This window comes from Bacteroidota bacterium, assembly GCA_016713925.1.
Classification (GTDB): domain Bacteria; phylum Bacteroidota; class Bacteroidia; order AKYH767-A; family OLB10; genus JAJTFW01.
On sequence record JADJOH010000008.1, the window covers coordinates 348,763 to 375,609 of the forward strand.

General features: G+C 40.7%; 19 protein-coding genes and 1 pseudogene. All 20 read right to left on the minus strand.

Annotated elements, in window-relative coordinates; genetic code table 11:
* Positions 1 to 20 precede the first annotated feature (20 nt).
* Positions 21 to 1,787 (minus strand): VWA domain-containing protein, encoded by a 1,767-nt coding sequence (locus IPJ86_15845; protein MBK7888694.1) that lies wholly within the window; start codon positions 1,785 to 1,787, stop codon positions 21 to 23.
* Positions 1,788 to 1,792: 5 nt separating this feature from the next.
* A complete protein-coding gene (locus tag IPJ86_15850; protein ID MBK7888695.1) occupies positions 1,793 to 2,620 on the minus strand; it encodes a CbbQ/NirQ/NorQ/GpvN family protein in 828 nt (275 codons plus the stop codon).
* 8 nt (positions 2,621 to 2,628) lie between these two features.
* Positions 2,629 to 3,960: pseudogene (locus IPJ86_15855) on the minus strand (hypothetical protein).
* 4 nt (positions 3,961 to 3,964) lie between these two features.
* Positions 3,965 to 4,561: an SCO family protein gene (locus IPJ86_15860; protein ID MBK7888696.1), complete on the minus strand. Its 597-nt coding sequence runs from the start codon at positions 4,559 to 4,561 to the stop codon at positions 3,965 to 3,967.
* On the minus strand, positions 4,558 to 6,711 hold the full coding sequence (nirK, locus tag IPJ86_15865) for a nitrite reductase, copper-containing (GenBank protein ID MBK7888697.1): 2,154 nt from the start codon (positions 6,709 to 6,711) through the stop codon (positions 4,558 to 4,560). Before nirK ends, IPJ86_15860 begins: the two co-directional genes overlap by 4 nt.
* Before the next feature lie 28 nt (positions 6,712 to 6,739).
* Positions 6,740 to 8,080, minus strand: a complete 1,341-nt coding sequence (locus tag IPJ86_15870; GenBank protein MBK7888698.1) for a cbb3-type cytochrome c oxidase subunit I — start codon at positions 8,078 to 8,080, stop codon at positions 6,740 to 6,742.
* A gap of 6 nt (positions 8,081 to 8,086) precedes the next feature.
* Entirely contained in the window at positions 8,087 to 8,527 is a 441-nt protein-coding gene (locus IPJ86_15875) for a cytochrome c (protein MBK7888699.1), read from the minus strand.
* 60 nt (positions 8,528 to 8,587) lie between these two features.
* On the minus strand, positions 8,588 to 9,022 hold the full coding sequence (locus IPJ86_15880) for an Rrf2 family transcriptional regulator (protein MBK7888700.1): 435 nt from the start codon (positions 9,020 to 9,022) through the stop codon (positions 8,588 to 8,590).
* A 446-nt stretch (positions 9,023 to 9,468) separates the two neighbouring features.
* Positions 9,469 to 10,032, minus strand: a complete 564-nt coding sequence (locus tag IPJ86_15885; protein MBK7888701.1) for a hypothetical protein — start codon at positions 10,030 to 10,032, stop codon at positions 9,469 to 9,471.
* A gap of 30 nt (positions 10,033 to 10,062) precedes the next feature.
* Positions 10,063 to 10,476, minus strand: coding sequence for a DUF4907 domain-containing protein (locus tag IPJ86_15890; protein MBK7888702.1), 414 nt, complete (start codon positions 10,474 to 10,476; stop codon positions 10,063 to 10,065).
* 52 nt (positions 10,477 to 10,528) lie between these two features.
* Entirely contained in the window at positions 10,529 to 13,819 is a 3,291-nt protein-coding gene (locus IPJ86_15895) for a hypothetical protein (protein MBK7888703.1), read from the minus strand.
* 81 nt (positions 13,820 to 13,900) lie between these two features.
* The gene (locus IPJ86_15900) at positions 13,901 to 16,804 is read right to left on the minus strand and encodes a hypothetical protein (GenBank protein ID MBK7888704.1); all 2,904 of its coding nucleotides are present in this window, start codon (positions 16,802 to 16,804) and stop codon (positions 13,901 to 13,903) included.
* Positions 16,805 to 17,582: 778 nt separating this feature from the next.
* On the minus strand, positions 17,583 to 19,127 hold the full coding sequence (locus IPJ86_15905) for an AMP-binding protein (GenBank protein ID MBK7888705.1): 1,545 nt from the start codon (positions 19,125 to 19,127) through the stop codon (positions 17,583 to 17,585).
* On the minus strand, positions 19,111 to 19,911 hold the full coding sequence (locus IPJ86_15910; protein ID MBK7888706.1) for a hypothetical protein: 801 nt from the start codon (positions 19,909 to 19,911) through the stop codon (positions 19,111 to 19,113). Before IPJ86_15910 ends, IPJ86_15905 begins: the two co-directional genes overlap by 17 nt.
* The gene (locus IPJ86_15915) at positions 19,880 to 20,116 is read right to left on the minus strand and encodes a hypothetical protein (protein MBK7888707.1); all 237 of its coding nucleotides are present in this window, start codon (positions 20,114 to 20,116) and stop codon (positions 19,880 to 19,882) included. Before IPJ86_15915 ends, IPJ86_15910 begins: the two co-directional genes overlap by 32 nt.
* A complete protein-coding gene (locus IPJ86_15920; protein ID MBK7888708.1) occupies positions 20,113 to 20,805 on the minus strand; it encodes a phosphatidate cytidylyltransferase in 693 nt (230 codons plus the stop codon). The genes IPJ86_15915 and IPJ86_15920 overlap by 4 nt, the downstream gene beginning before the upstream one ends.
* The gene (locus tag IPJ86_15925) at positions 20,802 to 21,893 is read right to left on the minus strand and encodes a DUF3419 family protein (GenBank protein MBK7888709.1); all 1,092 of its coding nucleotides are present in this window, start codon (positions 21,891 to 21,893) and stop codon (positions 20,802 to 20,804) included. The genes IPJ86_15920 and IPJ86_15925 overlap by 4 nt, the downstream gene beginning before the upstream one ends.
* Complete coding sequence (locus IPJ86_15930; GenBank protein ID MBK7888710.1) at positions 21,890 to 24,502, minus strand: phosphoenolpyruvate synthase; 2,613 nt, start codon at positions 24,500 to 24,502, stop codon at positions 21,890 to 21,892. The genes IPJ86_15925 and IPJ86_15930 overlap by 4 nt, the downstream gene beginning before the upstream one ends.
* Positions 24,499 to 25,473 (minus strand): UbiA family prenyltransferase, encoded by a 975-nt coding sequence (locus IPJ86_15935; protein MBK7888711.1) that lies wholly within the window; start codon positions 25,471 to 25,473, stop codon positions 24,499 to 24,501. Before IPJ86_15935 ends, IPJ86_15930 begins: the two co-directional genes overlap by 4 nt.
* Positions 25,470 to 26,747, minus strand: coding sequence for a hydroxymethylglutaryl-CoA reductase (locus IPJ86_15940; protein MBK7888712.1), 1,278 nt, complete (start codon positions 26,745 to 26,747; stop codon positions 25,470 to 25,472). The genes IPJ86_15935 and IPJ86_15940 overlap by 4 nt, the downstream gene beginning before the upstream one ends.
* Positions 26,748 to 26,847: the final 100 nt, after the last annotated feature.

Genomic DNA, 26,847 nt, shown 5'->3' on the forward strand with positions numbered 1-26,847 from the left:
TATTTTATTTAAAGTAGTTGCTACTTCAACTCCTTAATACGCTCATACAATTTCACAAGTGAAGTGAGTAGTTCTTCAGTGGAGGATAGTATCTGGTAATGGTTCTGTCCGAACATTTGAGGGAGATAATATTTCGCCACAGCTTCTATGGCCAATGCATAGGAGTTGATGTTTACTGCGTTCAGTTCACGGAGGGATTGTTTGATATCTTCTATACCGTATTTACCTTCATAGCGGTCATAGTCGTTGGGTTTACCATCACTAAGAAGAATCAGCCATTTGCTTTTGGACGATCTTTCTTCCAGTAGTTTTCCTGCATGTCGTATTGCTGTGCCGATGCGTGTAAATCCTGCGGGTTCAATAGCGCCGATGTTATTCCTGGCTTTCTCCCAGTTCTTTTCAAATCCTTTCAATACCTGAAAGCTGGAATGGTTTCGCGTGTTAGAGTGAAAGGCGGAGATGCAGAAATCAATTCTGAATTCATGCAATATTTCGCCGAACAGTATGGAGATTTGTTTTTCGATGTCTATAACTCTGTTGCCATCCACATAACCATCACTCGACAGACTTGTATCCAACAGCAACAGAATTGAAATTTCTTTTTCTTTCTTTCGGTTGGAGAGATAAATATTTTCAGATGGGGTATGGCCGGAGATGATGTCCGTGAAAAAGTCAGTAACGCTGTCTATATCGAGTTCATTGCCCTGAGGCTGTCTGCGCTGCAACTGATACCTGTTGTTGACATTGCTGAGCATTTTACGCAGTCCGTTCAGGATCACCCTGTAGTCATGTATGGTTTTGTGGTAGTAAGCTTCATCAGCTGATTGTACCACTTGCGGATAAAGTTTACAAAACCCTGATTTGTATTTCTTCTTTTTATAATCCCATTCATCGTAAAGTATGGATTCGCTTTCTTCGTTATCAGAGGCACTTTCTGAGACATTAGTATTTTCTAAAAAATCCGATTGATAGACAGAGTGTACCATGTCATCCACACGAATTGTAAATTTGAGATTCAGTTCATCAAGTGCATCCTTATGACTCTCCAGCTCATCTTCGCCGTCAAAGTCACGCCAGGTACCGTTGAATTCATCCGCTGTATCTACCTTTTCAAAATTATGGGTCAGCACATAGTCTTCCTGCGCTTTTTTATCTACTGTAATTGTTTTAATTTCTTCTACCGCTTTTGATTTAATGATGGTTTGCGGTTTAACCGTTGTAGCACTCCGTATTTTATCGGGTAAATTCTGAAGCAGGTTTTTGTCGGTATTTTCTTCTTCATTGCGCATCAATCGTCCATAGAGCCAGGAGGTATCTATGACGTTTTCTCTATCAGCCTTTGCAGTCAGAATGCGTAAAAAATCACTATGCATTGTTTCACATACCGGATATTCTGAAAAAAGAGCGGGAAGTATATTTTCTGAGGATTTCAATGCTATTTGTCTTTCGTCGGTAACAACGGCATCTGTAAAAGTATGCAGGTTGACTTGGAGATGTTGCTGCACGGATAAATACAGTACCCTGAAATAGTAAAAGGCGAGGTTGATTTCTTTGTCGTCAAACAAGTCGCATTTAGCAGGAAGAAAGAAAACATTATTTTTATAGCCACCTTCACGCTCAGCAGGCAGGATTTCGACCGGATTTCCACTCACCGCTTTTGCGATTAAAGCCAGGCGAATATGAATCCGGTCGAGGTAAATAATGCGGTCACTGCGCGTTTGCTCATTCAGTTTTTTCAATCTGAAATACCTGCTGATACGCCCATAAAGAAATTCATCGAAGGCCATCGTACTTAGATCATCAGATTGGCAAGGTCACATAATGCATCAACTACTTCACGATCATCGGAGAGTGGTTCTATCATGGCCACCTTTACGGAGAGCCTTTTTGGGAGTCCGCTATGAATGAGTTTCGCACTATCAACCAGCAATCGGGTAGAGACAGTTTCTGTCAGCCCCATTTCTTTGAGGTTACGGATTTTATTCGCGATAGCAACGAGCTTTTTGGCACTGTCGGGGTCGACGTCGGTTTCCTGAGTGAGTATTTCCGCTTCCATATTTTCATCGGGATAGTTAAAGTGAAGCGCAACGAATCGTTGGCGTGTAGATGGTTTCAACTCTTTAAATCCCCTTTGGTAACCCGGATTGAAGGAGGCTACCAGCATAAAGTCTTCGTGTGCTTTAAATGTTTCTCCCAGTTTATCGATGAACAACTCACGTCGGTGATCGGTCAATGGATGTATAGCGACGATAACGTCAGGGCGCGCTTCGGCTACTTCATCCAGGTAGAGTATCGCGCCCTGTTTTACAGCAGTGGTCAACGGACCATCCAGCCAAATCGTTTCTGCTCCTTTAATGATAAACCTGCCGATGAGATCAGTGGAAGATGTTTCTTCATGGCAACTGATTGTGATTAATTTTTTCCCTAGTGTGCTTGCCATATACTCTACAAACCTGGATTTGCCGGATCCCGTAGGTCCTTTCAGCAAGACGGGAAGTTTATTTTTAAAAGAACTATTGAATACCTCGACTTCCTTTCCGGTCGATTTATAATACGGTAATGTTTTGATGTTGTCCAATGAGATAGGTGTAAGGAGTGCTTTTGAATCTATGTAATGCATATGAAGTTTTATTGAAGTAGTCCAATATATTTCTTGTCAGAGTCGGGTCTGATGATGAGCATCAGGTATGCCCAGTTCTGCAGGTTCTCAGCGTTAATTGTTTTGTGTAAAAATTCTATCGTTTCAGTGGATAAATAATGACTATAGCCACCCTGAACGGATACCGCAGAATTGATGATGAAACCAAAGCTAAAATCAATTTCATTACCAAGATTGCCGCTTAATTTTTTACTGCTTTTATATATGGCAGCATTGGCCGCGAAGGAATGCACATCAACGGAAGTAAAGAAGTTGACATTGATGTCAAACCGTAAACGAAAATAAATATCATTTAATCCTACAGATTTTTCATGACGACCTCCTACAAAAAAATAGTCCATGTACCCGTTGTGTGCATGATTAGTTCCATACATTGGTGAGAAGGATGATTTTTCTTTGGTCGTATCATTGTTATCTGTTCCACTTATTATTTCTATACCTGCAGTTAATCTTAAACTTTGTTTATTTATTTCATTCAACTTGAATAGATGGCTGATTTGGAAGTTGGCATCGTAGGCGCTTACATCATTATCAGCGATATCTTTTCCGGTTTGGTAATAGGCAAATGAAGAAAACGTTGTATTGGATAATTTGTATTTGAGGGTTGGGATACCGTAGGTTTGGGTCTACCGGACTTCTTTTTTTGTGATTTTGCTTCCTGTAGAATCATAAGCAACATATTGAAGACCATTATTCCAGAATAGCACCGAAATCTCCATCTTTGAAAGTTTTTTTTCATATCGGGCGAAGATGGCGTTCTTATATTGATTGGCCATCAGGTAAGTATTCCCTGAAAGGGCTTCTCCATCTTGATTGTATCCTGCACCAAAATGAAGTGCTGACGAATTTCGTTCGTATTTTATAAGTGCGAAATCATGCGCCCTTCCCTGCAAAGCCCAGTCAAGATTTCCGAGGAATCTTGCGTTGTCATAATTCAACTCCTGCCTTCCGAGTTTAAATGACCAGGAGCTGTCAACTTTTATTTCTCCCCATGCTTCGTGTACGGATAGGAATCCATCGCTAAGTTTGATCTGTGGCGTATTTCCCCAGGTCCTGATATCCTGAATGCTCATATAGAAGTTTAGATGATCCAACTTATATGAACCCTGCAACCGAAGACGTTGGCTGATGAATGTAGAGGGGCTTAGTGAATCTTCAATTAGTTTTCCATAGCCATGCCTGTATTCACCTCGTTGTACGAGCTGACCACCAATGCGAAACTGCGCAGTAGCGGTTGTCGATACCAATGGAAGGAGGAGAGCTGTTATACAAATTATATATAGACGAGAATAAATATTCATAAGTTTAATTTTTCACTGTTTCAATAATTTTATTGATCGTTTCTTTGTTATTTACTCCCAATCCTTCCTGCTGAAAGACCATTTCACCACTTCTGTCAATCACGCTGATTATATTTGAATGTGAAAAGTCAAGTGGTGAAATTTCCTTGTATTTTACTGCCATCACATTTGCAAATTCGCGGGTATCGCTTTCTGTTCCTTGCAGGAAAATCCAATGTGACGCATCCATTTTGTTGGCTTTTGCAAAACGTTTTAACCTTCCCGGTTTGTCGGTTTTTGGATCAATACTAATTAAGACAAAGGTTAGATCATTCAGATAGTTTTTTGGAATTTGGGATTCAATATCTCTCATGTCGGCTACTAGTCGCGGACAAGCCGCCTTGCAGGAAGTGTAAATCATCACCATGACCAGCACTTTTCCTTGCAGATCTCTTAACTTAATTTGTGAGCTATCTTGCGTATTCCATACGGTTTGCAAATTGAAAATCGAATTTTCACTAAGTTTCTTATCAATGTTAGTATTTGAATCATTTTGTATTTTACTACAAGAGCAAACTAATGCAAAGTAAAGCAAGACGAGTAAATAGTTTTTTGTTCTCATTTTGTGATAAGCGTATCTTTTACACATCTGAATCCAAGATTCTGAATGGAGTATTTTGCTTTCAAACTTCCACGGAAAGCGTAACGCATAAATGCAGCGTAATTCATGAGATCATTGGCTCCTTCTGATCCCGAACCACAGAATAGGAGGGGGTCGTTAGTAACATCTTTTCGTGACTCACCGGAGATCATTACGGAATTAAAGTCCATCGTCCATTCCCAAACTAAACCATGCATGTCATAAACACCCCAGTAGTTTTGGAATGTGCTTCCAACCTTCTTGGTATTTGTGCGTGGTTTTTCATACCAGTCAAGGATATACTGATTGAAGGTCTTCAAAGCTCTGGCATCGGGCATATCCTGATTGGCCATGGCAATATATTCCCATTCATCAACGGTTGGTAATCTTTCGCCACGACATTCACAATAAGCTTTTGCTGCAAACCAGGATATATTTGTTACCGGAGAAGTACTGTCAGTCATAAAGGGAAGAGTGGTGTCATTAGGCCATTCCACAAGGTAATTCTCATCACCATAAAGGGATTTTAATTTCGATTTGCGCCAGCGTTTATTTTTTTGGACATGTTCCAGAAAACGGATATTCGTGACCGGATGTACATCTACCAACAGATTACTGACATGTACAGTAATCGAATCTTTTCCATACAACGGAAAGTAGTCGCCGGCAGTAACTAGAACTTTTGCGCTGGAGGAACCGGCTACAGTTTTTTTGCTATTGCTCCAGGAGCTATAGACATAAGTCAACACATTGGCGATTTCTTCGTCGCTTAATTCCTGCTTGGTCATTACGCTGTTGTATTTTTTCCCATTTACAGTTATTTCACCGGTTTTGCCATGAAGAACAATATCAATAGCGCGTTCAACATCTGCATTCAGATAGTCGGAACCGGCAAGAGGAGGGAAGGCATTGGGTAAACCTTGTCCTTCGGCCTGATGACATGCGAAGCACGTACGCATATATGCTTGTTTTCCCATGGCAATTCGTTCTGTAATATTCGCTGCTTTTTTCGTCTCTGCCTTACCGTTATCAGATGGCATGGATTGAATGGCGCTACCTTCAGGATTGTAAATACCTTCCTGCTGTTTACCGGAGTAGAGAATTTTATTCTCATCACCACTTACTTTCAGCATGCCCAATGAGCCTTTATTAAATGTTCGGAAGATGGAGTGATCTACAATGATGAATGTGCCCGGTACATCTACTTTAAAATCAACAATGGCTGATCCTCCTGCAGGAATTAAAGTCGTTTGAACATCTTTGTTGATAAGTGTCCCTCCTTCAACATGTACATTATCAAAGATTTCTCCAATGACGTGAAAGGAAGAAACAAGATTTGGTCCACCATTACCCACGTATAGTCGTACACGCTCACCCACATTTGCAGTGATGGCTTTATCACCGGCAAGAGCTCCAACACTTCCGTTGAAGACCACATATTCAGGTTGCTCTTTTATTGCCTTCTTCATATCAAAAGATTGCAGACCGCTTTCACCATTTTCACCCTGCGTATAAAAATCGCCTTGCATGATATAATATTCCTTATCCACTTTTGGAAGTCCACCTGCAGGTTCAACCAGAATAAGACCATACATGCCATTTGCGATATGCATTCCGACCGGTGCTGTGGCGCAGTGATAAACATAAAGACCTTCATTGAGCACTTTAAATGAGAACACTATTTCATGACCGGGAGCGACAAAAGAAGAGGCAGCTCCTCCACCTGGTCCGGTTACAGCGTGCAAATCGATATTATGCGGTAATTTGTTATCAGGGTGGTTCTTGAGATGGAATTCTACTTCATCACCAATACGTGTACGTATAAAGCTACCGGGTACCGTGCCGCCATATGTCCAGTAGATGTAAGTAACACCGTCGGCCATTTGACCTTCTTTCTCCACGATTTCCATATTGACAATCAATTTCGTCGCTTCTCTGTTTCCAACAGGCTTTGGTACCAGTGGTGGAGAAGTCATTTCCGCTTCTGATTGACCAACAACCTTAATGTTTGCAGGATCCGGTTTGATTAATTCTGAATTTTCTTTTTGCGTACAACTGAAGAGGAACAATACTGTAAGCACTGTCATTGCCCTTAGCAGTTGATTTCTATTTACGATTGAATATATTTTCATATAATTTGGATAGGGGCTGAGAATGAACTTATTGTTTAACTATTTCAAGTGCTTCGTCGTTGGGTTGCCCGTATTTCACAAATTCAATAATATATAGAACAATACCGGTAGTGAACATCGTGGCGCAACAGACAAGAATGAAAAAATGCACTTCAATTTCCTTTTGTACCTCACCAAATTCTACGCCCATGATACGTTCCATATACACTTGCGCAACGCCTGCAACTCCAAATGCCACGGTCATTCCAAGCATACCGATATTGGATAGCCAGAAAGCGAGTACACCACGGTTGCTGTCGAATAATTTCCTTCCTGTGAGATTGGGCATACTGTAGCTGATAATCGCAAGTACGATCATGGCATATGCTCCCCAGAAGGCCAGATGGCCATGCATTGCAGTAACGAGTGTGCCATGGGTATACATGTTAACCTGTGGCAAGGTATGCGCAAGACCCAATAATCCTGCACCAACAAAAGACGTGATCGCCGTTCCAAGTGTCCAGTTGAGTGCAATTTTATTCGGATGTTTTTTTTCACCCTTTCTATACATCGAGATAGCAAATAGTGCCATCCCTAAAAATGCTAGCGGTTCGAGTGCGGAGAAAATACCTCCAACAATAAGCCATGTTTTTCCTGCTCCGATGTAGTAGTAATGGTGTCCGGTTCCAAGAATACCGGAGATGAATGTGAGCCCAACAATCACATACAGCCATTTCTCAATTACCTCACGATCAACCCCTGTTATTTTAATCAGAAGGAAGGACAATATGCCGCCCATAATTAATTCCCAAACACCTTCCACCCATAAATGCACCACCCACCAGCGAAAGAAAGAATCCATGGTTTGATTGTCAAACCAAATCATACCAGGGAGATAAAGTAAAGCCGCGAAAACTAAACCCATTGTTAGTACCATAGCTGTGGTTGTTCTTTTCTTGCCTTTGAATAGTGTGGCGATAATGATACCCAGAAAAGTAAGCACGTTTACGACTACCAGCCAGTCAAGTGGGCGGGGTATTTCAAGAAATTTCCTTCCTTCCCAGTAGTTGAAGTGGTAGCCGACAATGGCAATAACGCCAACTACTGCAAGTGAAATAAGTTGTATGTAGGCGAGTTTAACATTTACCAGTTCTTGTTCCGCTTCCTCGGGTATAATATAATAGGCCGCTCCCATAAATCCGGAAAGAAGCCATACAACCAATAGGTTGGTGTGAACGGCTCTGGCCGTATTAAATGGGATGAAATCATGTAAATTATCATAGCCCATATGTGCAAAGCCCATGATAAAACCATAGATGATCTGAAGTGACAGCAATAGCATCGACAGTGCGAAGAACCAGTAGGCTACTTTTTGTGATTTGTATTTCATAATTCTCTATTTTGAAGAAGGTGAAGTGTTGTATTTATGTTTTGCCGGGAATCCGTTTAAGTCTATTTCGCCGATCCATTTCAGGAAGGCGACAACATCTGTAGCATCTTCTTCGGACATATTATAGGCTACCATTTTTCTACCGCGTGGAGACCAGGGAACGGGTGACATTAATGCGGCTTTGATGTAGCCTTCACCCCTGCGTTCATAGACCTTTGTCAATTCAGGAGCATAGTAGGCGCCTTCCCCTAAAATGGTATGACATCCCATACAGTTGTTGGCTTCCCAGATTTGCTTTCCTCTAATGACCGAAGGTGTCAGATTTTCTTCATGGGTTCGCTTGGGAACCTCCTGGCTGAGCGTATTCCAGGATAAACCCAGGAATACGGCAAACGTTACCACGGTGCCACCGAGGAAGAACGTTTTTGCTTGACTTTTTGATAGCATTTTTTATTGGGTTAGGTAGTTAATAAGGACAAAAATGTCCGAAATAGGTTTAAATTTTTTTCAGGGTTTTATGAAAGTATTTAACATAGATAAATCGGTTACGACATCTTTTAACAATGTCTGATGTAAGAAGGCAACCAAGTCATTCCGTATGGGAAGAAATTTATGATGAACCGGGCAAGGGTGTGAATCTGTACACTTTTCCAGACCCAGAACGCAATGCGTCAAAACAGAACGACCATCAATGGTAATTACGATTTCCGCCAGCGAAGTTTTGTTTATTTTACGATTGGTTATTTCGAATCCGCCACGTGGTCCTTTTGTAGAAATAATTATTTCACCTTTAGCGAGTTTTTGCAGTATTTTGGCTGTAAATGCAACGGGAGAGTTGATGCCGTTTGCAATTTCATGTAAGTTCGCCCGTTCACCCTGAGATGATTTATCGGCAATGAAAATCACCGCTCTAATAGCATATTCACAGGCCTTTGAAAACATGGCATTGAAATTTTGAGCAAATTTAAATTATTTTACGATATTCGGACAATTTGGTCCGAATAAATGAATATGAGATTTGTCATATTTAATGAAAAGTAAACTCTAAAAATATCAGTGAAATAAAACACGTGATAAGTACTGAAGATGAGTCAATTAGTGCTATTGCATTTTCTTAAGATGAAGTAACTTTTATATAAAACCGAGAAATGGAAAGGCGCACCGTGTCGAATTTAATTTCCAACATGTGATAACGCTGCCGAAGGTGTGCGATTATAAATAGATATTCAATACATAAGAATTGAAGTTTGTTTTAGAGAAGAGTTTTAATGCCGGATTGATCCTTTTATAAAATACAAAAGTTGCAGCACTTGATAGTTGATTGAAACAAACAACAATAGTAATTTATTCTAAAACTCTTTACGGGCTTCTTATGGATTTGTATCGGATTAAGGCGCAGTAAAATCAAAACTAAGTATATTTCCATTAAACAGCAACGGTACTTTACTCCAGGTTTCAATGGAGTTGCGGTGTCGAAGTACAATGTAATAACTATCCTGTGGGACCGTGTTTGGGAATTGGACCAAAGCTGACCCGTCCGTGAGAAGCACCACATTTTTTGAAATCACAAAACCGTAGGGTGAACCGGAGTTATGCAATTCCACGCTCACGACATCACAGGAATTCGGTGGATAGTTCAAGGGGTCATTGTTGTGGAGGACGGCAGTCATTTGTCCGCCACCGATGTAGAAGCCTTCAATAAAAGCTTTCAGATTTAACAACCGCAGATTGATGTACGGCTGTTGTTCCCCTTGTGTGAGGATAATATTTCCGGCCTGGAGCGTGGAATGGCAAGTCTCACCAAGGGTCCATGAGAGCGAGCTCCCCCCTGCATTATAATAGCCTCCATCGGTTGTAATAGCAGCGGGACTTAGCGATTGACAGTAGATAGGGCTTGTTTCAATGAGCCAGGAGCCTGCCATAATTATCAAAATTCTATAGATTATTTTCATTGGTAGTTGGATATAATACGTGGAAATTATTTATTCTTTTGCAGTTGATATATGTAGTTGATTCAATTCTTCAATGGTGACTGAAGGTGGCATTTCACCCGCTTTCAATTTCGTAATAACAAGTCCTGCTACTTTAGTGGCATCTTCTCCATTTTTGAATCCCATCTTCCCTCCTACAGCAGGAATAGAACGTTGCTCTATGACCATATCACCGTCAATAAAAATGTAGTAACCATAGTTATTTGAATCGGTATGAATAATCATGTGGGTAATGTCTGAAGATGAAAGTTTCAATGCCAGTTCCTTTCGCTGATTTTCACTTGCTATTTTCAATGAATCAGCATGATTTGTTTGTCCAGGATCAGCTTGAGTTTGAGCATTGCTTTTTGTTAAGGAGCAAAGTATGAATAAAATTATTAGTGTGATACTGATAATTTTATCCATACTGCTCTCCTTCCCTAAATGATTTAGTGTATGGTTTATCATTTAATGAATATTATTGTATAGCAGTTATAAATAAATTAATTCCCGAATTCAGAGTTATACCTGCTCCTGTGGTGTTACGGTACGCGACTTCCACCGTTCCGAGAGCGGATACACGTGCATAGGCTATGATTAGTCCCGCATTTATAGCTGTTGCCGGTGAAACCAATACTGAGGCCGTAGTCACAGTATTAGAAATCGTATACGTTTGAACACTTGTTGTATTGGCAGGAATTAATAAAGAAGCTGTGGACACTGTTTCTTTAATCACAGCAGCAAGTACCGTTCCCGCACTTCCAAACTTCACTGTTCCATTTACATCCAAAGCAGCGAGAGGTTCAGCAGCATTACTATTGATACCAACATTTCCTCCGGAGTTTTGCAGAAAGAGACGGGAAGGTGCACCGTTATTGCGCGACATAATTTCATTGTCATCAAAAACCAGATTTGTAGTTCCGTTATTGCCAATCGTAAGATATCCTGAAGTGTTTGTAAAATCTGCATCAGTCCCACCATCAATATGTATTTTAGTCTGAGGTGAATTGATTCCGAATCCGGCATTACCATTTGCGTTAAAAACCATTCTTGAAGTCTCTAGCCCAGCTGTAGCTCCCGGTGAGAAGATGATATCACCATATTCACGGAACTCCATTTTGTTTTCAAATCGTCTGAATAGAATCCGATGGTTATTACTATAGCTACTGATTTCTCCATTGTCAGTAAACTTGATGTTTCCGTTTACTTCCAGTTTTTGGGAAGGAATATTGGTTCCAATTCCTATATTGCCATTATTTGACAGGAACAAAAAGTAATTCCCCGAGCCACTTGGGTTGGGATTTGGTTTCCAAAAATTCAATCCTCCATCAGTGGGTTCATATTCAATTCCCCACATACCGTTATAATCTGCGCCCGGGCCGGTAAGCGTGGTTCCTCCGCCAAACAAAATCATCGGACCTCCAATGGAAGTGCCACCTGTAACCATAAAATTTCCATTGTGTACATGAAAAGCGTGCAGGGGATCGGCAGTTCCTATACCGATTTTAGAACCGTTATCATGCATTATTCCATCCGTTAAACTACTTCCATTCCATTTTGGAATTTTATTTACTGAAAGTGTTCCAACTTTAGGATCGGTTTCAAGTGAATTTAAATTTGCCCATGAAGCCAATCCTGTTGCATCCGATTGCAGAATATAACCCAATCCCTGAGTACCATCTGTTAATTTTAAATTACCTGTAATATCCAGAGTTGCCGTGGGGGAAATAGTGCCGATACCCACATTACCGGAATTTAAAATAGTCATTGCCATTGGAGAAACTCCAACTGTAGCATTGCTTTTATAAAAATTAATTCTGCTTTGCGGCCGGAGTTCCAGTGCTCCTGTTCTGTAAGGGTAATGAATATCTTTTGCAATCTGACCAATAAAACCTGTTGATTCAACACTTAAGTCATCAATGGCTTTTAAAACCAGAATGGGTCCTGATCCAACATTAGTCGGGTTAGAACTGGATAGGGTAAGCATGTTATCCAAAAAAGATTTTATGGATAATTTGGTTTCCGGTGTAGTGGTACCTATTCCAACATTTCCATTATTACTGTTATATATATCGTTGTTGGAAATGGTCCAGGCGCCGTCAGAAAAAGTACTGTTCTGTCCGGTAAGAACTGTAGAAGAATAATTTATTCCAGTTACATTGTCATCCATGTATTCCCAGAAATCTATATAATACGTACCAGCTCCATTGTATCCACCTCCAATATATCCTTTATTGCCAATTGAAAATCCTATTGCTTTTAATCTGGGTATTCCACCAAAATTTGCTTTTTGAGTCCACCCATCATTTACAGGGTTGTATTCCCAAAAATCATTCATTGTAACAAAGCTATATCCTGTCCCGATGTATCCTTTATTCCCTATTGAAAAGCCAACTGCTCTTGATCTCGTGCCACTTGCAGTAAAATTGGCTTTTTGCGTCCAAGTATTTAAGGTCGGATCAAATTCCCAAAAGTCAGCAGGACTTATATTGGATCCCGTTCCAATATAACCTTTGCTACCAATTGAAAAACCAACGGCATCAGCGCGTGCCCCGGTCGGAAGACTTAAGCGAGATATCCAACTATCGTTGGTAGGATCGTACTCCCAAAAATCAGTTAAATAAATGCCACGATAACCTGTTCCAATATATCCTTTATTATTAATGGAAAACCCAACTGCTTTTTCTCTTGGTCCGGCAAGTGCAGGCAACGGAGCTTTCTGTGTCCATGAATCTGAAGTTGGATTGTATTCCCAAAAGTCAGACTTATAAGTACCATCATTTCCTGTCCCAACATATCCTTTGCTTCCAATAGAAAAGCCCACAGCGCTCATTCGGGCACTACCTCCAAAATTAGCAATTTGAGTCCATATTCCTGTAGTTGGATCATATTCCCAGAAGTCAGTTTTATATCCTCCGAAATTGAAATATCCTGTTCCAATATATCCTTTGTTTCCTATTGAAAAACCTACGGGTTCCAGTCGTTCTCCACCTCCGCAATTTGCTTTTAAAATCCAGCTATTGGGGGTTGGATGATTGGGATCAATGGTGGTGCTTGTGACTCTTATTCCACAATTTTTTATCCAGTCTGTACCATCATAAATATCTACACATTGATCATCTAAATTAAAAATTTGTAATCCTAATGCAGGTGATGCAATAGCATTGCGCTGCACCGTTGTCATTCTTGGCATGAGAAAACCTTTTGTTGTGGACGTTAAATCTAGAGTAGCAGATGAGCTTGGTGCTGCTGTTCCAATGCCAACATTACTTCCTGTATTCGTTACTGCATTATCTGCAATCCAGGTTGTTCCGTTCCATCGCAACGTATTTCCGTTCGCCGTTCCATCCGGAAGGTTTGCTGATTTCCCTGAATATAAAGCATAAGGGACACTGAGCAATTGCTGCGTGCCCATATCCGTGTAAGTAACTCCTGCACCGGTTATATCCAATTCTACCTGCAAGAATTTTGCATTGGTGCCCCAGTTGATGGCCGGGAAGGTACCTGTCACAGGAGTCCCTTGTCCGATATTTACTGTAAAGAGTCCAAGTGTATTAGTAGTTGCAGGTTGTGTTTCAGAATAGACAGTGGCCCCTCCCGCGCTAACATCGTGTATGCTGAAGCGGAGAATTATCGACTGGCTGATGTAAGGATTTCCAGTCAGGTCTCTTGCTACCGCCTGATAGGGGATGGCTTGCGGAACTTGTGCATGTAGCGTTTCAAAGGTGATACAGAGAAATAGGAGTAGTTTGATGATGGTAGATTTCATAACCTTATATTTTAATTAATTAGTATAGAATTATTTTTTATCTTAAAATTGAATTTATGAAACAAATCGACAAAATTGGTACTATTGAATTACGGTGATGTGATAATTCATGAGAGGAGGATCTATAGCTGCACCGGTGATATTTGTGAATTTTACTTCAACAGTATTCGCGACGGATACCCGGCAATAAGCTATCAATAGACCATTCCCCAAAGCTTGTTCAGGAGAAACAAATGCTGTTGCTCCAATGCTGGCGTTAGCAATGGAAAATGTTTGAATGTAGGTGGCGCCTGCTGCTATAGAAGGGATTTCCATAGACTGTGATTGTTTAATCAGGTTATTTATCACCGTACCAACGGTACCTAACTTCACTGTTCCATTTACATCCAAAGCAGCGAGAGGTTCAGCAGCATTACTATTGATACCAACATTTCCTCCGGAGTTTTGCAGAAATAGTCGGGATGGCGCACCGTTATTACGTGACATGATTTCATTGTCATCAATAACCAGATTTGTAGTTCCGGTGTTTCCAATCGTAAGATATCCTGAAGTGTTAGTAAAATCTGCATCTGATCCACCATCAATATGTATTTTTGTCTGTGGTGAATTGATACCAAAACCGGCATTACCCGCTGCATTAAAAACCATTCTTGACGTTTCTAAACCTGTTGTGGCACCGGGTGAGAAGATGATATCGCCAAATTCACGGAACTCCAATTTGAATTCAAATCTTCTAAACATAATACGATGGTAATTGCTGTAACTGCTAATTTCTCCATTGTCAGTAAATTTTATATTTCCGTTAACCTCGAGTTTTTCTGCAGGAGAAATAGTTCCGATACCTACATTGCCGCCATTGAATAATCCATCACCATCAAATCTGAATCCGCCCGATTGATCAGTTGCTGTTTGATTCTGTATATAACCACTGGCGCCGGCTGGAATATCGCTTGCCGTCAGGTTTGTGGCAATAGTAGCGCGCCCTGTGGCATCCACCGTAAGTTTAGTATAGGTACCGGCTGTTACACCACTATTGTCTAGACTAATTGTGCCGGAACCCGTAATAGGTCCACCTGTTAATCCTGTACCGGTGGCGATATTGGTAACTGTACCAAGACCTAACGTTGATGGAGGTACCCAATTTGCATTTCCACTTGCATCGCTTATGAGCACGTGACCATTTGCCGGTGTAGTGGTCAGTTGAAAGTTAGTGGTTCGTGTTGTTCCTGCTACGTCAAGTTTTTGAGTTGGTGAACTAGTTCCGATTCCAGTGTTTCCTGAATTGCTATTGTAAATGGTGTTTCCAAACGTAATCCAACTCCCATTATTTATGGAAGTGTTGTTCATAGTAGTTGGTATACTTGAATAGGTGGTTATTTGTTGACTTGGAGAATATTGCCAAAGCTCTTTTTTATACAACGAAAAAAATCGACCAGTACAATAGTATCCTTTCCCGGAAATTACAAAACTTATTGGGATATCAATATTTCCCCCACCCAAATTAGCTTTTTGAGTCCACACATCTAATGCAGGATTGTATTCATGAAAATCGGAGTAATTATATCCTCCTCCAAGATAACCTCTATCTAAAATTGAAAAGACTACCGGCGAAGATCGAAATACTCCTCCGGGAGTTCCAATGAAACTTGTTTTTTGAGTCCATGCATTGGTTAAAGGATCATACTCGAAAAAATTAGGATCTGAAAATTGAACCCATGAAATAAACATATACCCTTTGTTTCCAATTGCAAATCCCGCTCCATAATTGTTAGGAGATGATATAGGAACATTTGCTTTTGCACTCCAACTATTTAAAATTGGGTCGAACTCCCAAAAGTCGGTTGGTGCATTATTTCCACACCCTACATATCCTTTATTTCCTATTGGAAATCCGACAGCGGACATTCTAGCTCCTCCGGGGAAATTAGCTCTGATTAGCCAGGTATTATTAATAGGATTGTATTCCCAAAAGTCATTATAATAACCAGAGTTTCCGAATCCTGTACCTAAATAACCTTTTCCATTAATACTAAAACCGGCAGCATAATGCCTGGCCCCTCCGGGAAAATTTGCTTTTTGAGTCCATGAATTTGAAATTGAATTATACTCCCAAAAATCATTTAGAAAATTTGAATTAGCATCATTCCCTGTACCAATATAACCCTTATCTCCTATACTGAAACCAACTGCAGCAGATCTGGCTATACCCGTTAAGTTCGTTTTCTTAACCCATTCGTTGCTTCCGGATCCTGTTGGACTAGCTACTGTACCCGTTTGTTTGAACCCGCAATTTTTTATCCAGTTTGTTCCATCATATATATCTGTACATTGATCATCCAGATTAAAAATTTGTAATCCTAATACAGGTGATGCAATAGCATTGCGCTGTGTAGTTGTCATTCTTGGCATGAGAAAACCTTTTGTTGTTGAGGTTATGTCAAGTGAAGCAGAAGCATTTGGTGTCGATGTTCCAAGACCAACATTACTTCCTGTGTTCGTTACCACATCATCTGCAATCCATGTAGTGCCGTTCCATCGCAACGTATTTCCGTTCGCCGTACCATCCGGGAGGTTTGCTGATTTTCCTGAATACAAGGCAAAGGGTACACTGAGCAATTGCTGCGTGCCCATATCCGTGTAAGTAACTCCTGCACCGGTTATATCCAATTCTACCTGCAAGAATTTTGCATTGGTGCCCCAGTTGATGGCCGGGAAGGTACCTGTCACAGGAGTTCCTTGTCCGATATTTACGGAAAAGAGTCCAAGTGTATTAGTAGTTGCAGGTTGTGTTTCCTTATAGACAATTGTACCTCCCGCGCTAACATCGTGAATGCTGAAGCGGAGAATTATCGCCTGATTGATGTAAGGATTTCCAGTCAGGTCTCTTGCTACCGCCTGATAGGGGATGGCTTGCGGTACCTGTGCCTGGAGAGTTTCAATGGTTATGCTTAAGAATATGAGTAATCTGTAGAAGATAGATTTCATAATATGGTATTGAATATTTGATTTATTTGAAAGTGATTTTTAATGGATGTAAAGAGGCGTTTTTATAGAGTGAAGTAATTTAGTTGGATGCTTAATCTTGAACAGAATTGTTATGGTATAACTCAAAATCGGACGATCCATAGTAACATAGGGGGCATAACTGTTTTTTTCTAAATTATTTGTGTCTTATACCGGGGATCGTGTATTCATTATTTCATTTGTCAGATATTTCATGTTGTCCGGATGTGATTTCATATCGACAGTGAACGCAACAGGCTTGTGAAAAAATCAGAATCAGGAGTTGTAGTAAACAGGTTATTTTAATTACGTTTTTCATACGCTTAAAGAATGAAATGAATACAAACAGTTTAATACCTAAAGAATAATAACGCAAATGGTCAGTCAACTAAAAACGAAAAGCAGTAAAGAATCTGTGGTGCAATGCGCTGGCGAACAATATAAATCTGAACAAGGATATTAATAAATTGTTAATTCTGCAAGCTTTATTTTTTTATTTTGAAAAAAATTGTATGTTCAAAGTTAAAATTTATGATTTAACCATCATAACGATGATATATTTATATAAGGATGAATGGCTTTGACAACATTTCAAAACTGACAAGGATCATTTTTCTTCCGCAAATTAAAATGAATTATTATTCATCCACTGCCGAAATATGGCGATAGAATGTGAACAAAAAGGATTATGAAGGTTTGTATAAAACAGTCGGTAGTCTGAAAAATGGAATACTATTTACTATTACCGATTTACTTATTTTCATTTTACTAAGCACAGCTTAAACAATTTCGCATAGTCAATCTTCGAATTATGCCTTGGATCACGTGGAATTTTATTCATGAAAAGGATTTGCTCCGGCGGAATGGGGTGTTTGTGAATTTCCTGAGTGATCAATTCTTTATCAGCGAAAGAGTTGGCTTCGATGATCGCATAAAACCTTCCTTCCTTCAACATGATGGTTCCTGTTTCTACACCATTTATCGATAAGAAATAATTTTCATAAACGAAGGGTGCAAGCAGTTGCTCTTTAATATGTATCAGCGAATTGCATCTTCCCGTGAGATAGAGGTTTCCCTCGTCGTCCATAAAGCCACTGTCTCCTGTGCGATGCCAGCAAGTCCCCTGAATGAATATTTTATTTCGTTTTAATGCTTCTTCGTTGTTGATGTATTCTCTTAGTACATGTTTCCCGCTGACTATGATTTCGCCAATTACATAGGGCGGGGATTGCAATTCAGATAATTCTTCGTCAGCGTGCAGGTGAAGAGAAGCATCAGTGACCGGAATGATTTTTACAGAAGTGTTTTTATCAACTCGTCCGACAGGAAGTCCGCGAAGGGAATTTTTATTGTTTTCTTTTATTAATTGAAATGCTGAAATGGAGCTGATGGGTTCTGATTCGGTGGAACCATAAACGATTTCTATTGTAGCATCGGGAAACGCCTCACAATAGATGGTAGCTTCAGCCATAAATACCGGTGCTCCTCCGGTGATGATTCGCGTTAAGTTGGGTGTTTTTGCTTTTGTAGAAATAAGATGTTTGGCGATCTGTTTAATAAAGAAAGGAGAAGCAATTATTCGTGTCACCTGATATTTCTTTAGCTGTTTCAGAATGTTTTCAGGTTGTAGTGTATCCGGCTTTCGTGCATTGAAATCAGCAATGACAGAGGTGGTTCCTGTTCCAAAATTCATCAGTAAAACAATAGGAAGAACCGGCATGTCGATTTCATGGTCGTGGGTTTGTATCTTCTGAAGGAGTACATCAAACTGAGCCCTGAGAAAACCATGGGTTCGCTTCGCTGCTTTGGGAATGCCGGTGCTGCCTGTCGTAAAAGTGATAAGCGCAGTGTCGTCAGCCGTGGTCAGGGGTACTGCATATTTTTTCTCCGGTTGAACATACTTCGCACTTAGCATAATGGGTATTTTTCTTAATTCGGATGAAAGTAAGGAAAGAAGTCTTACTTTAAATCTACCTATCAATGCTTTGCACGGCGCTACCCGACAACAGGCTTCCATTCTGCTCTTGCTGACCCATTCATCCAGAAATACAGCCGTAGCTCCTATGCTGAAGATGGCAAGAACAGTTCTGTACAAATCTATACTCATCGGCAGAAACACCATCACCCGATCGCCTTTCGAAATACCTTTGCTTAATAAATATTGTGCGTAATCCGTTACTTGTTGCTCAAGCGCTGAAAAGGTGATGGCGTGGTCGCGATAGTGAAGTGCGGTTTTAGAGGGATGTTTACCCGCAGAGCTGTAAAATAGTTCGGTAATGTTAAATGCGTCAGAGTGCTTTTCCATACAGCGCATAATGTTTGAATCTTTCTCCGTTGAAATTCTTCGTGATACCAAGAGACGAACCTTCTTCATAAAGGAAAGCATGAATGACAGATTGAAATTGTTTTTCTTTCGCTGTTTCACTAACGATGTTGTACAGCGCATGTGCCAACCCTCGCCACTGTTGATCAGGATGTCTGGCCGCCGTTTTTATGATCAGCCTTTTCTCTGCGGGATAGTAGAAGTCTTCAATGCTGAAGAGGTAACCCATCAAATTTCCCTTCCGGTCTTCCGCCATCATGATCAATTCCGGTTGTATTATTTGCTGTATCGGCCGGTATTTGTTTTTAAATTCTTCCAACGTTATCGGCGTGTAAAGGAAATTATTTTGAAAGGCGAGTGTATTTAATGTGTAAAGCTTTTCCAGTTCCGAATCAAAATGATGGGGATCAATAGCACGAAAGGTGATCCCTTTTGCTTCAAATGCACTTTTTCTTTGATGGAAGTCTTCCGGTACCGGCTCAAGATGCGCCATACTGGAAAAATACTTTCCAATAACATGAAATCCTGCTTTCAGAAAATGCCTGTTATAATAGAGCGGATGCCAGGGTTCAAGGAAAAAATTCGGATGGTTATGGTCTGTACTAAAGCGATAGTTTTCCCAGGTGCTGCCGTTCATTGGTCCTATCAGATATTCCGATCCTGACGCCTTCGCATCTGCTTCGATTTGCTGCAATAAAGCCAGGCCATATTTATCGTCCTCTACCGCTTCGTAATTACCTATACAGAGTGATTTTTTTATGATCATAACTTAATAGGGGATTATGATACAAGGCGGCTCTGCATTTTACTTCTTCTCCCTCCATGAACAGATAACAAGCTTCAAGGAAATTACCGGGTTGCTTTTGGGCCTGTTTTAGCCGGATACTTTCAGCCGGGTATATTTTTGCAGGAAATTGCTCGTATAAATAAAACAATGGGTCTCCCGGCAACATACGTATGACGCGATTCATGTGAGTGCTATTAAAGTGAGCAATACGGATACCGGTATGGTGATATTGTCAAGACCTTTACTACTGATCGCCTCCGCAATACCTCCAATGATGGCTAACGGCAAGGATAGGAGAAGAATGTCACTTCCGGTTGTACCGGTTGCTGAGAAGGAGTATAGAACACTGGAAGTAATGATCAATGAGGAAAGAAAGAAGGCGGTCAATCCTGAAAGTGATTTTGTTCCACCCCAGACTTTGAATTTTCCATACGGAAAGTGCTTTCCGGCATAAGCCGCCATCGGATCACAAATCGCGAGCGTCAGAATAGGCAGATAGTAATAGAGAAGGGGATTGCCAATATGAGTTGTTTTTGATGAATAGAATTCATAGACTAAAAAGCAAAGGTACACCGCTATGGGATAACAAATACTTCCATGAGATTTTCTATCAATAGCGTTGATGGAAGGAAGAAAATTAAATCTAAGGCTCGCTAGAATAATTACCGCGAAGGAACCGCAGAGCATTAAAACATACCAGTGATGGATAAGGAGTAGTGGGAAAAGAAGTGTGAGAAGTCCGGTGCAGATATGGACCATTTTGCGCGTCAGCTCTGCCCGGATATGTTGCTTGTGGTAAAGATATTCAGCAAGACCAAACAGCACCAGAAATGAAAGTGCTAAGAGTAAGGAGTATTTTAAATCCGAATTCATGATTTACTATCGACTATAAATTGTTTGTAGAAAAACCCTTTGTCTATTTGACTTAATGATGATGATAGTTCCTGTTTATATTCAACCGTTCCTGATAGTAGAGCAGAAATCCTGCGGGGCACCATCAAATTCCAATAGGCCAATCGTCCGCCGCTATTGCTTCCGCTTATTAGGGCCTCAGCAGTTTCGCGAAAGAGTTGCTCATCCATGTATTCAAATATATTGGAAAGATTCATTCCATGAAACCTTCCGTAAGTACTGATGGCATCCTGTGCATAACCCTGCATGATTTTTAATCTTGAAATGTTTGAACGAATGAGGTCATAATTTTCTCTTTGAAGATAGTGCGGCAGTAAATGACCAAAATTTCCATTCAGGTTGAAATGAAGTATAAAATTCATTTGGGCATTTTTACTTTTTAAATGTAGTCCTGCTTTATTGTAAATATAATCTGCCACCGGCACATTTACCTCTTTTAAAAACGCGGGATCTCTCCCTAACTTGCCCATCACGTACTTGCTGAAAAACAGTTTGAACAGCAGTCGCCAGCGAAGTGTGTCCCATTTCTCTTGATAGAATATTTCCTGTTCCTGTTCCGTTTTAATTTTAAATAATTCATGTACCTTCTTTCGTGAATGAATCAATGGTAAGATGCGTTTACTGAATAATATAAAATATTTTTCAAATTTACCTGCGTAGATGATGCCATTGCTGATCAATTCCGGATTTCTTTCCCAATAGTTTCGTGCATCACCTGATAGTTCTTTTTTTATCTTTTGGAAAATAAGATCTCTATCTGTCGAAGCAGTGAAGCCGAGAAAGGAAATTGTTTCTTCGTATTCCAGTTGTTCAAAACAGCATTTTTTGAGTGCTACTACATAGCCCTGAATTTTATTGACGTCAACGGCAACAACGATTTCGGGATTTTGTGTGAGCAATGAAAAGCTATTGTCTCCTGCAGAAGCAATGGACAAAATTTTCTCACCGGGAGTAATGGCCAGACCTTTCAAAAGAATGTCAGCATCTTCCCAACAGTTCGCATATCGGATAAGATCAAAGTTGACTTTTTCAGTAAGCGTCTCACTCATGCAGTAATAATATTTATTAATCCCGTACTTCCATCCATTTCGATCAGATCGCCGCTTTTTAAGGTTTTTAAGAGGCCGGTCACACTAACTATACAGGGAATTCCCATTTCGCGCGATACGATGGCGGAATGACTCAGTAAGCTTCCCCGTTCTACAATGATTCCGGATGCGCTGGGAAAGAGTGTTACCCATCCCGGATCAGTACTTGTCGTTACAAGAATATCGCCATTCAACGAAGAGGTCTCACCCGGATCTGTGATGATTCTCACTTTTCCTCTGACTTTTCCCGGACTGCATCCAATTCCTTTTAAATCTCCCGTATGTATTTCCACTTTGGCGGTGCTGTAAAAGTCGTTGCCGTTGTAGACAATCCCATACGTCGCGAATCGTTCTGCTGGTGCCTCTTCTTTCTGATATCCTTGAAACTCATTCTTTCGGAGGTTTATCAGCTCCTTTAGATTTGTTGTAGCAGATGTCCCTTCAATATATGAGAAAATTTCTTCCTTGGTAAGATAGAAAATATCCCGAGGATGTTCAAGGACATTCCTGGATTGCAAGGCATGGCCCATGGCGGAGAAGATATTGCGCACAATTCCGAAAGCACGGGTTCGTTCGTAGCGTAAATTTTCACGTGCACTTACCATTGTTCTTGTTCGACGCAACGTCTTTTTAAGCATCCATAATCTGAAGGGTTGATATTTTAATCCCGCTTTCATCTCCTGCTCTGCTGTTTGTCGAAGCAACGCTTCGGTTTTGCCTGAAAGCATTTCACTGGTAGTCCCCGACTCCACATACGACTTCAGGATTTGGATGAATTTCACGGGATCCTGGGTATACGATACGGTTTCAAGTTTTAATTCTCCGATACAGCGTTCACCGAAATCGGAAATGTAGCCATCAATTTCTTTTTTTAATGTTTGTAGAGTAAATTCTTTTCCGGAAGAAATGATTTTCCAAATTTCAGTAGCACTGTGACCTGTAAAAATATTTTTTAGATCATTATTCGCTGCAATGGTTGTCGCTATTGCCATGCTTCTATGAATGGGCTGAGTAGAAATAATATCACTGCTGCCGCACAACAGATCATTGTGAATATTCGGATTCTTGCTAAAGGCGTATTTTTTACAACGCTTTTGCAGAAGCCCAAACCAGATCATCGCAAAAAAATCATTGATCAGGGGCGCTTTCCATTCTTTAAGGAGCGTACTTTCAAAACGGAGATACAAGTGCATCAGCTCTTGTGCGTCCTTTTCTCGGAAGTTGATTTCCTTATAGGATGAAATGGTCTTCTCCACCAATTGCATAAACGCTATGCGCTTTGATGGAAGTGTTATGAACCGAATGTACATCAACACCACCATCTTTATAATGCTCCACCAGGCTTTTCCTTTTGAAAGACGAAGGGATTCCGGAATATCAAAGCGTTCCTTTACACCCATCATGCTCTCCATAAAACGGGCATTGATACTGTAACCGGGAAGCATGGCCAGCATATGATACCATGTTCTGAGATTATAATATACCCTGCCCTTGATCAGGCCCAATGTATTCGCAAATACCCGTTCATTACTTTTAATGACGGAGGAAGACACACCCATATAGCTGCAAAATATTTTATAGGCCTCTTCATATGAACTGCTGATGAATGAAAAAGTGAGTGGCGTAGTTACACCGGGATAGGATTCTACGATGTTGCTATTGTCCCATAAGATGTATTCACCATTCGGAGTGTTCCTGGTGGTAGTAGTGGTTACCGGACGTGTTTGTAATAAGTAAAGTGTGTTATTCTTATAGGCGAATTCAATATCCTGTGGATGCTGCAAGGCTGTATTTAAAAGATCTAATAATTTTCCGATTTCAACTACCTGTTGATCGGATAGCGTAGGTTTCAGTTGAAGTTCCTTTTCTACATCTTTTAAAAGGGTTCCATTGCCGGAATGTTGGTCGAAGAGTACCTGTTGTTTTTTTTCAGCCAATTGAGCAATGACTTCCCCGTTTTTTAGAATAAAGTTATCGGAGTCCAATAGTCCGGAAACTAGCCCTTCCCCTAAACCATAAACTGCACTGATTACTTTTTCATCATTTTTGCCATTGACCGGATTTATACCAAAAGCTACGCCGGCTACTTCCGAGTCGATCATCTCCTGTACAATAACAGCCAACCCGAAATTATTATCCAGATGATTGGTTTTTCTATAGAGTAAAACCCGCTCAGAGAATGCTGAACACCAAACAGACTTTATTTTTTCAGCAAGGTCAGCTCTTGTAACATATAAATGACTTTCAAATTGTCCGGCAAATGAAAAAGCTGCCCCATCTTCGTCAATGGCAGAGGATCGCACCGCATAATATCCTTTAGAGGGGAATCCTTTAAGCAATTCCTCAATTTCTTCCTGACTGATGTGAATATCCCGGATAAATTTGCGAATAATTTCAGGATCGGAGTTGCGAATGCTTTCCGGAATAGAGTGGTGTAAAACTTCCTGAGGAATTACAATAAAGCGAGGCACATTTAACCCAAGTTCTTGCAAACGGAACAGATTACCGGCTTTTCCACCAATATGGAATCGCTGAAGGTCTGACTTATTTTCAGATGAAAGAGAAATCATGTACCGGAAAATAATTTAGACAACATAGGCGCCGCGCCCAGGGTCAGATACATGGCAATCGTCCAGATGCCGGAAGCTTTTTCAATCATTTTCGCAAAGCTTGCCGTTTTGTTTTTCAGGAAGAGCAAGGCCGGTGTTGCGCAAAATATGAAAACAATTCCCAGCACGATGAAGGCGGTGGTTCCAAATCCTGCATAGTTACAAGCGGCAATGCTTAAGAGCAAAGTGACCATTAGTGAAGTTAACCAAAGAAAAACACCACGATTCGTTCCAAGCATCGACGTATAGGTCAGTACACCTTCTGCTTCGTCTTCCGGTCGGCGTATTTTTCGTCCGGTTTCTATTACAATTCCGTTCATATAAGATACGGCAAAGAAAAACAATAATCCAACGGGTGCTTCTACACCTTCCAATAGCCAGTCAAGACCACTGGAATAAATATCGATCAGCGGAATGATAAACATATGAGAGGTTACATACCAAAATTGGTGTTTCTTGAGCCAGCTGGCAGCAAAAAACTCCTTACCCATCAATGAGAGGTAGGCAATGATGATAAAATAGATCAACAACATCTTTGGCAGGAAAATGAAGTTGATCGTGATTTGTAATAGTATCAAAATAGCACCTACAATTCCCAGTTCTTTCAGAGACACTAATCCCCTGGGTACGGGTAGATTTTTACGGTACTTTGCATCATCTTCCGCGTCTTTGAATTCATCAAAAATCCTCACGAGCAGGAAGAGGCTAACGGTGGTGAATATACCAATCAGGAACGTCGGCCAGGGAATAAATCCAACAGCTCCCCTGCAGAGCCTGGAATAGGCCGTAGCGGAAAAGCTAAAGGCGCTCACCAATAGGCCATGTCCAAGCAATGGAAATCGTTCTTTCTGATAGATGTAAAATCGTCTACCGAATGAAGCCGTGTTTTCAGCATGTACACTAAACTCATTCTGCATTTTATGGCCACTCATTTCTTTCTTCCGAATTTTTTATGAGCGGAAGTAAAATGACCGGCGGATAAAGCTGCTGCAATTGACAATTCACCTGCGAGAATCAATGCCCCGCAAATCTCCGCATATTTTCGGGCATTGCCCACACCATAACAATCCATGAGCTCCAGACATTCTTTTTGAGTAGGCAGTCCGGTTCCGCCACCCACAGTACCTACAATTAAATTTGGAAGGGTTACACTCGCATATAGATCTCCTGCAGCGGTGACTTCCATTCTGGTGATACCTATTGAAGCTTCAGAAACACAGGCTACATCTTGACCGGTAGCAAGAAATAAAGCGGCCAATCCATTCGCATAATGTCCCTGTGCACCGATAGCACCACTTTGAATAATGCCCAGTGTGGAGGAGATCCAATAAGCTGACATGGCCTGTGGCGAGGTCTTCAATACTTCAGTTACAATTTTTTCTGAAAGCGTAATCTCTGCGGTTACTTTTTTTCCTCTAACGTTACTGAATGACCGCGAAGTCGCTTTCTTATCGCCGGAATAATTGCTTTCAATAAACCAGAATACAGGCTGAACAGGGCTATTCTCAATGATATACTGGCAGATCGCATCGGTACACATCGTCACCATGTTCTGTCCGGAAGCATCACCGGTATGGTATTCAAAGGTGAGAATAAGTTGATTGCCTTCGATATTCGACTGCATGTCTGTCAATGACGCATACCTGCTGGTACTTCCAACGATTTTTTTGAATTCCTCCATTTGTGGCAAGAGCCAGATGAGAAACTGCCCGAGTTCAGCGATATTTTTAAACTTAAACAAAGGGCTTCGCTGTACACCTTCCACCAGACAAATAGAAGTAGCCCCTCCCGCAAGGAAGCAAGCTTTCGCCCCGCGGTGATAAGAAGCAACAAGAGCTCCCTCGCTCGTAGCAAGAGGAACATAGTAATCCCCATCTGCCGCTGAACCAATCACCCGCAATGGACCAATTACTCCGGTAGGTACCATCGACATGCCAATATAATTTTCAATATTGCCATTCAATTGTTCCAAAGAAGAAAATTGATTTTTGCCGCTGAGGTAAGTGATTGCTTTCCCTGTTTTATTACGGAGAAATTCATGACGGCTTTGAATACCTTCTGCTGAAGCAGACAATTCAACAGGCAAGGATTGGACAGTTAATTCCTGATCCGCCTTATGTTGAATTTCTTCAATCAATGTAGCCGGATTTCGCAAGGCTATGATGGCCTTTAATGCTGCGGTTGTTTTATCGGTAGAAGATGACATAAAATTAATTTGGTTGAAATGAATGGATTTTTATTAACTTTCGGATATGAATTGTCCGGTAAGAAAGAACGGAAAGGGACGAATGTTTTGACAATAACGC

What these genes read in the sequence shown, in the direction of transcription:
- IPJ86_15845 (MBK7888694.1), bottom strand. Translation starts at nt 1,787, where the DNA reads ATGGCCTTCGATGAATTTCTTTATGGGCGTATCAGCAGGTATTTCAGA.
- IPJ86_15850 (MBK7888695.1), bottom strand. Translation starts at nt 2,620, where the DNA reads ATGCATTACATAGATTCAAAAGCACTCCTTACACCTATCTCATTGGAC.
- IPJ86_15860 (MBK7888696.1), bottom strand. Translation starts at nt 4,561, where the DNA reads ATGAGAACAAAAAACTATTTACTCGTCTTGCTTTACTTTGCATTAGTT.
- nirK (MBK7888697.1), bottom strand. Translation starts at nt 6,711, where the DNA reads ATGAAAATATATTCAATCGTAAATAGAAATCAACTGCTAAGGGCAATG.
- IPJ86_15870 (MBK7888698.1), bottom strand. Translation starts at nt 8,080, where the DNA reads ATGAAATACAAATCACAAAAAGTAGCCTACTGGTTCTTCGCACTGTCG.
- IPJ86_15875 (MBK7888699.1), bottom strand. Translation starts at nt 8,527, where the DNA reads ATGCTATCAAAAAGTCAAGCAAAAACGTTCTTCCTCGGTGGCACCGTG.
- IPJ86_15880 (MBK7888700.1), bottom strand. Translation starts at nt 9,022, where the DNA reads ATGTTTTCAAAGGCCTGTGAATATGCTATTAGAGCGGTGATTTTCATT.
- IPJ86_15885 (MBK7888701.1), bottom strand. Translation starts at nt 10,032, where the DNA reads ATGAAAATAATCTATAGAATTTTGATAATTATGGCAGGCTCCTGGCTC.
- IPJ86_15890 (MBK7888702.1), bottom strand. Translation starts at nt 10,476, where the DNA reads ATGGATAAAATTATCAGTATCACACTAATAATTTTATTCATACTTTGC.
- IPJ86_15895 (MBK7888703.1), bottom strand. Translation starts at nt 13,819, where the DNA reads ATGAAATCTACCATCATCAAACTACTCCTATTTCTCTGTATCACCTTT.
- IPJ86_15900 (MBK7888704.1), bottom strand. Translation starts at nt 16,804, where the DNA reads ATGAAATCTATCTTCTACAGATTACTCATATTCTTAAGCATAACCATT.
- IPJ86_15905 (MBK7888705.1), bottom strand. Translation starts at nt 19,127, where the DNA reads ATGGAAAAGCACTCTGACGCATTTAACATTACCGAACTATTTTACAGC.
- IPJ86_15910 (MBK7888706.1), bottom strand. Translation starts at nt 19,911, where the DNA reads ATGATCATAAAAAAATCACTCTGTATAGGTAATTACGAAGCGGTAGAG.
- IPJ86_15915 (MBK7888707.1), bottom strand. Translation starts at nt 20,116, where the DNA reads ATGAATCGCGTCATACGTATGTTGCCGGGAGACCCATTGTTTTATTTA.
- IPJ86_15920 (MBK7888708.1), bottom strand. Translation starts at nt 20,805, where the DNA reads ATGAATTCGGATTTAAAATACTCCTTACTCTTAGCACTTTCATTTCTG.
- IPJ86_15925 (MBK7888709.1), bottom strand. Translation starts at nt 21,893, where the DNA reads ATGAGTGAGACGCTTACTGAAAAAGTCAACTTTGATCTTATCCGATAT.
- IPJ86_15930 (MBK7888710.1), bottom strand. Translation starts at nt 24,502, where the DNA reads ATGATTTCTCTTTCATCTGAAAATAAGTCAGACCTTCAGCGATTCCAT.
- IPJ86_15935 (MBK7888711.1), bottom strand. Translation starts at nt 25,473, where the DNA reads ATGAGTGGCCATAAAATGCAGAATGAGTTTAGTGTACATGCTGAAAAC.
- IPJ86_15940 (MBK7888712.1), bottom strand. Translation starts at nt 26,747, where the DNA reads ATGTCATCTTCTACCGATAAAACAACCGCAGCATTAAAGGCCATCATA.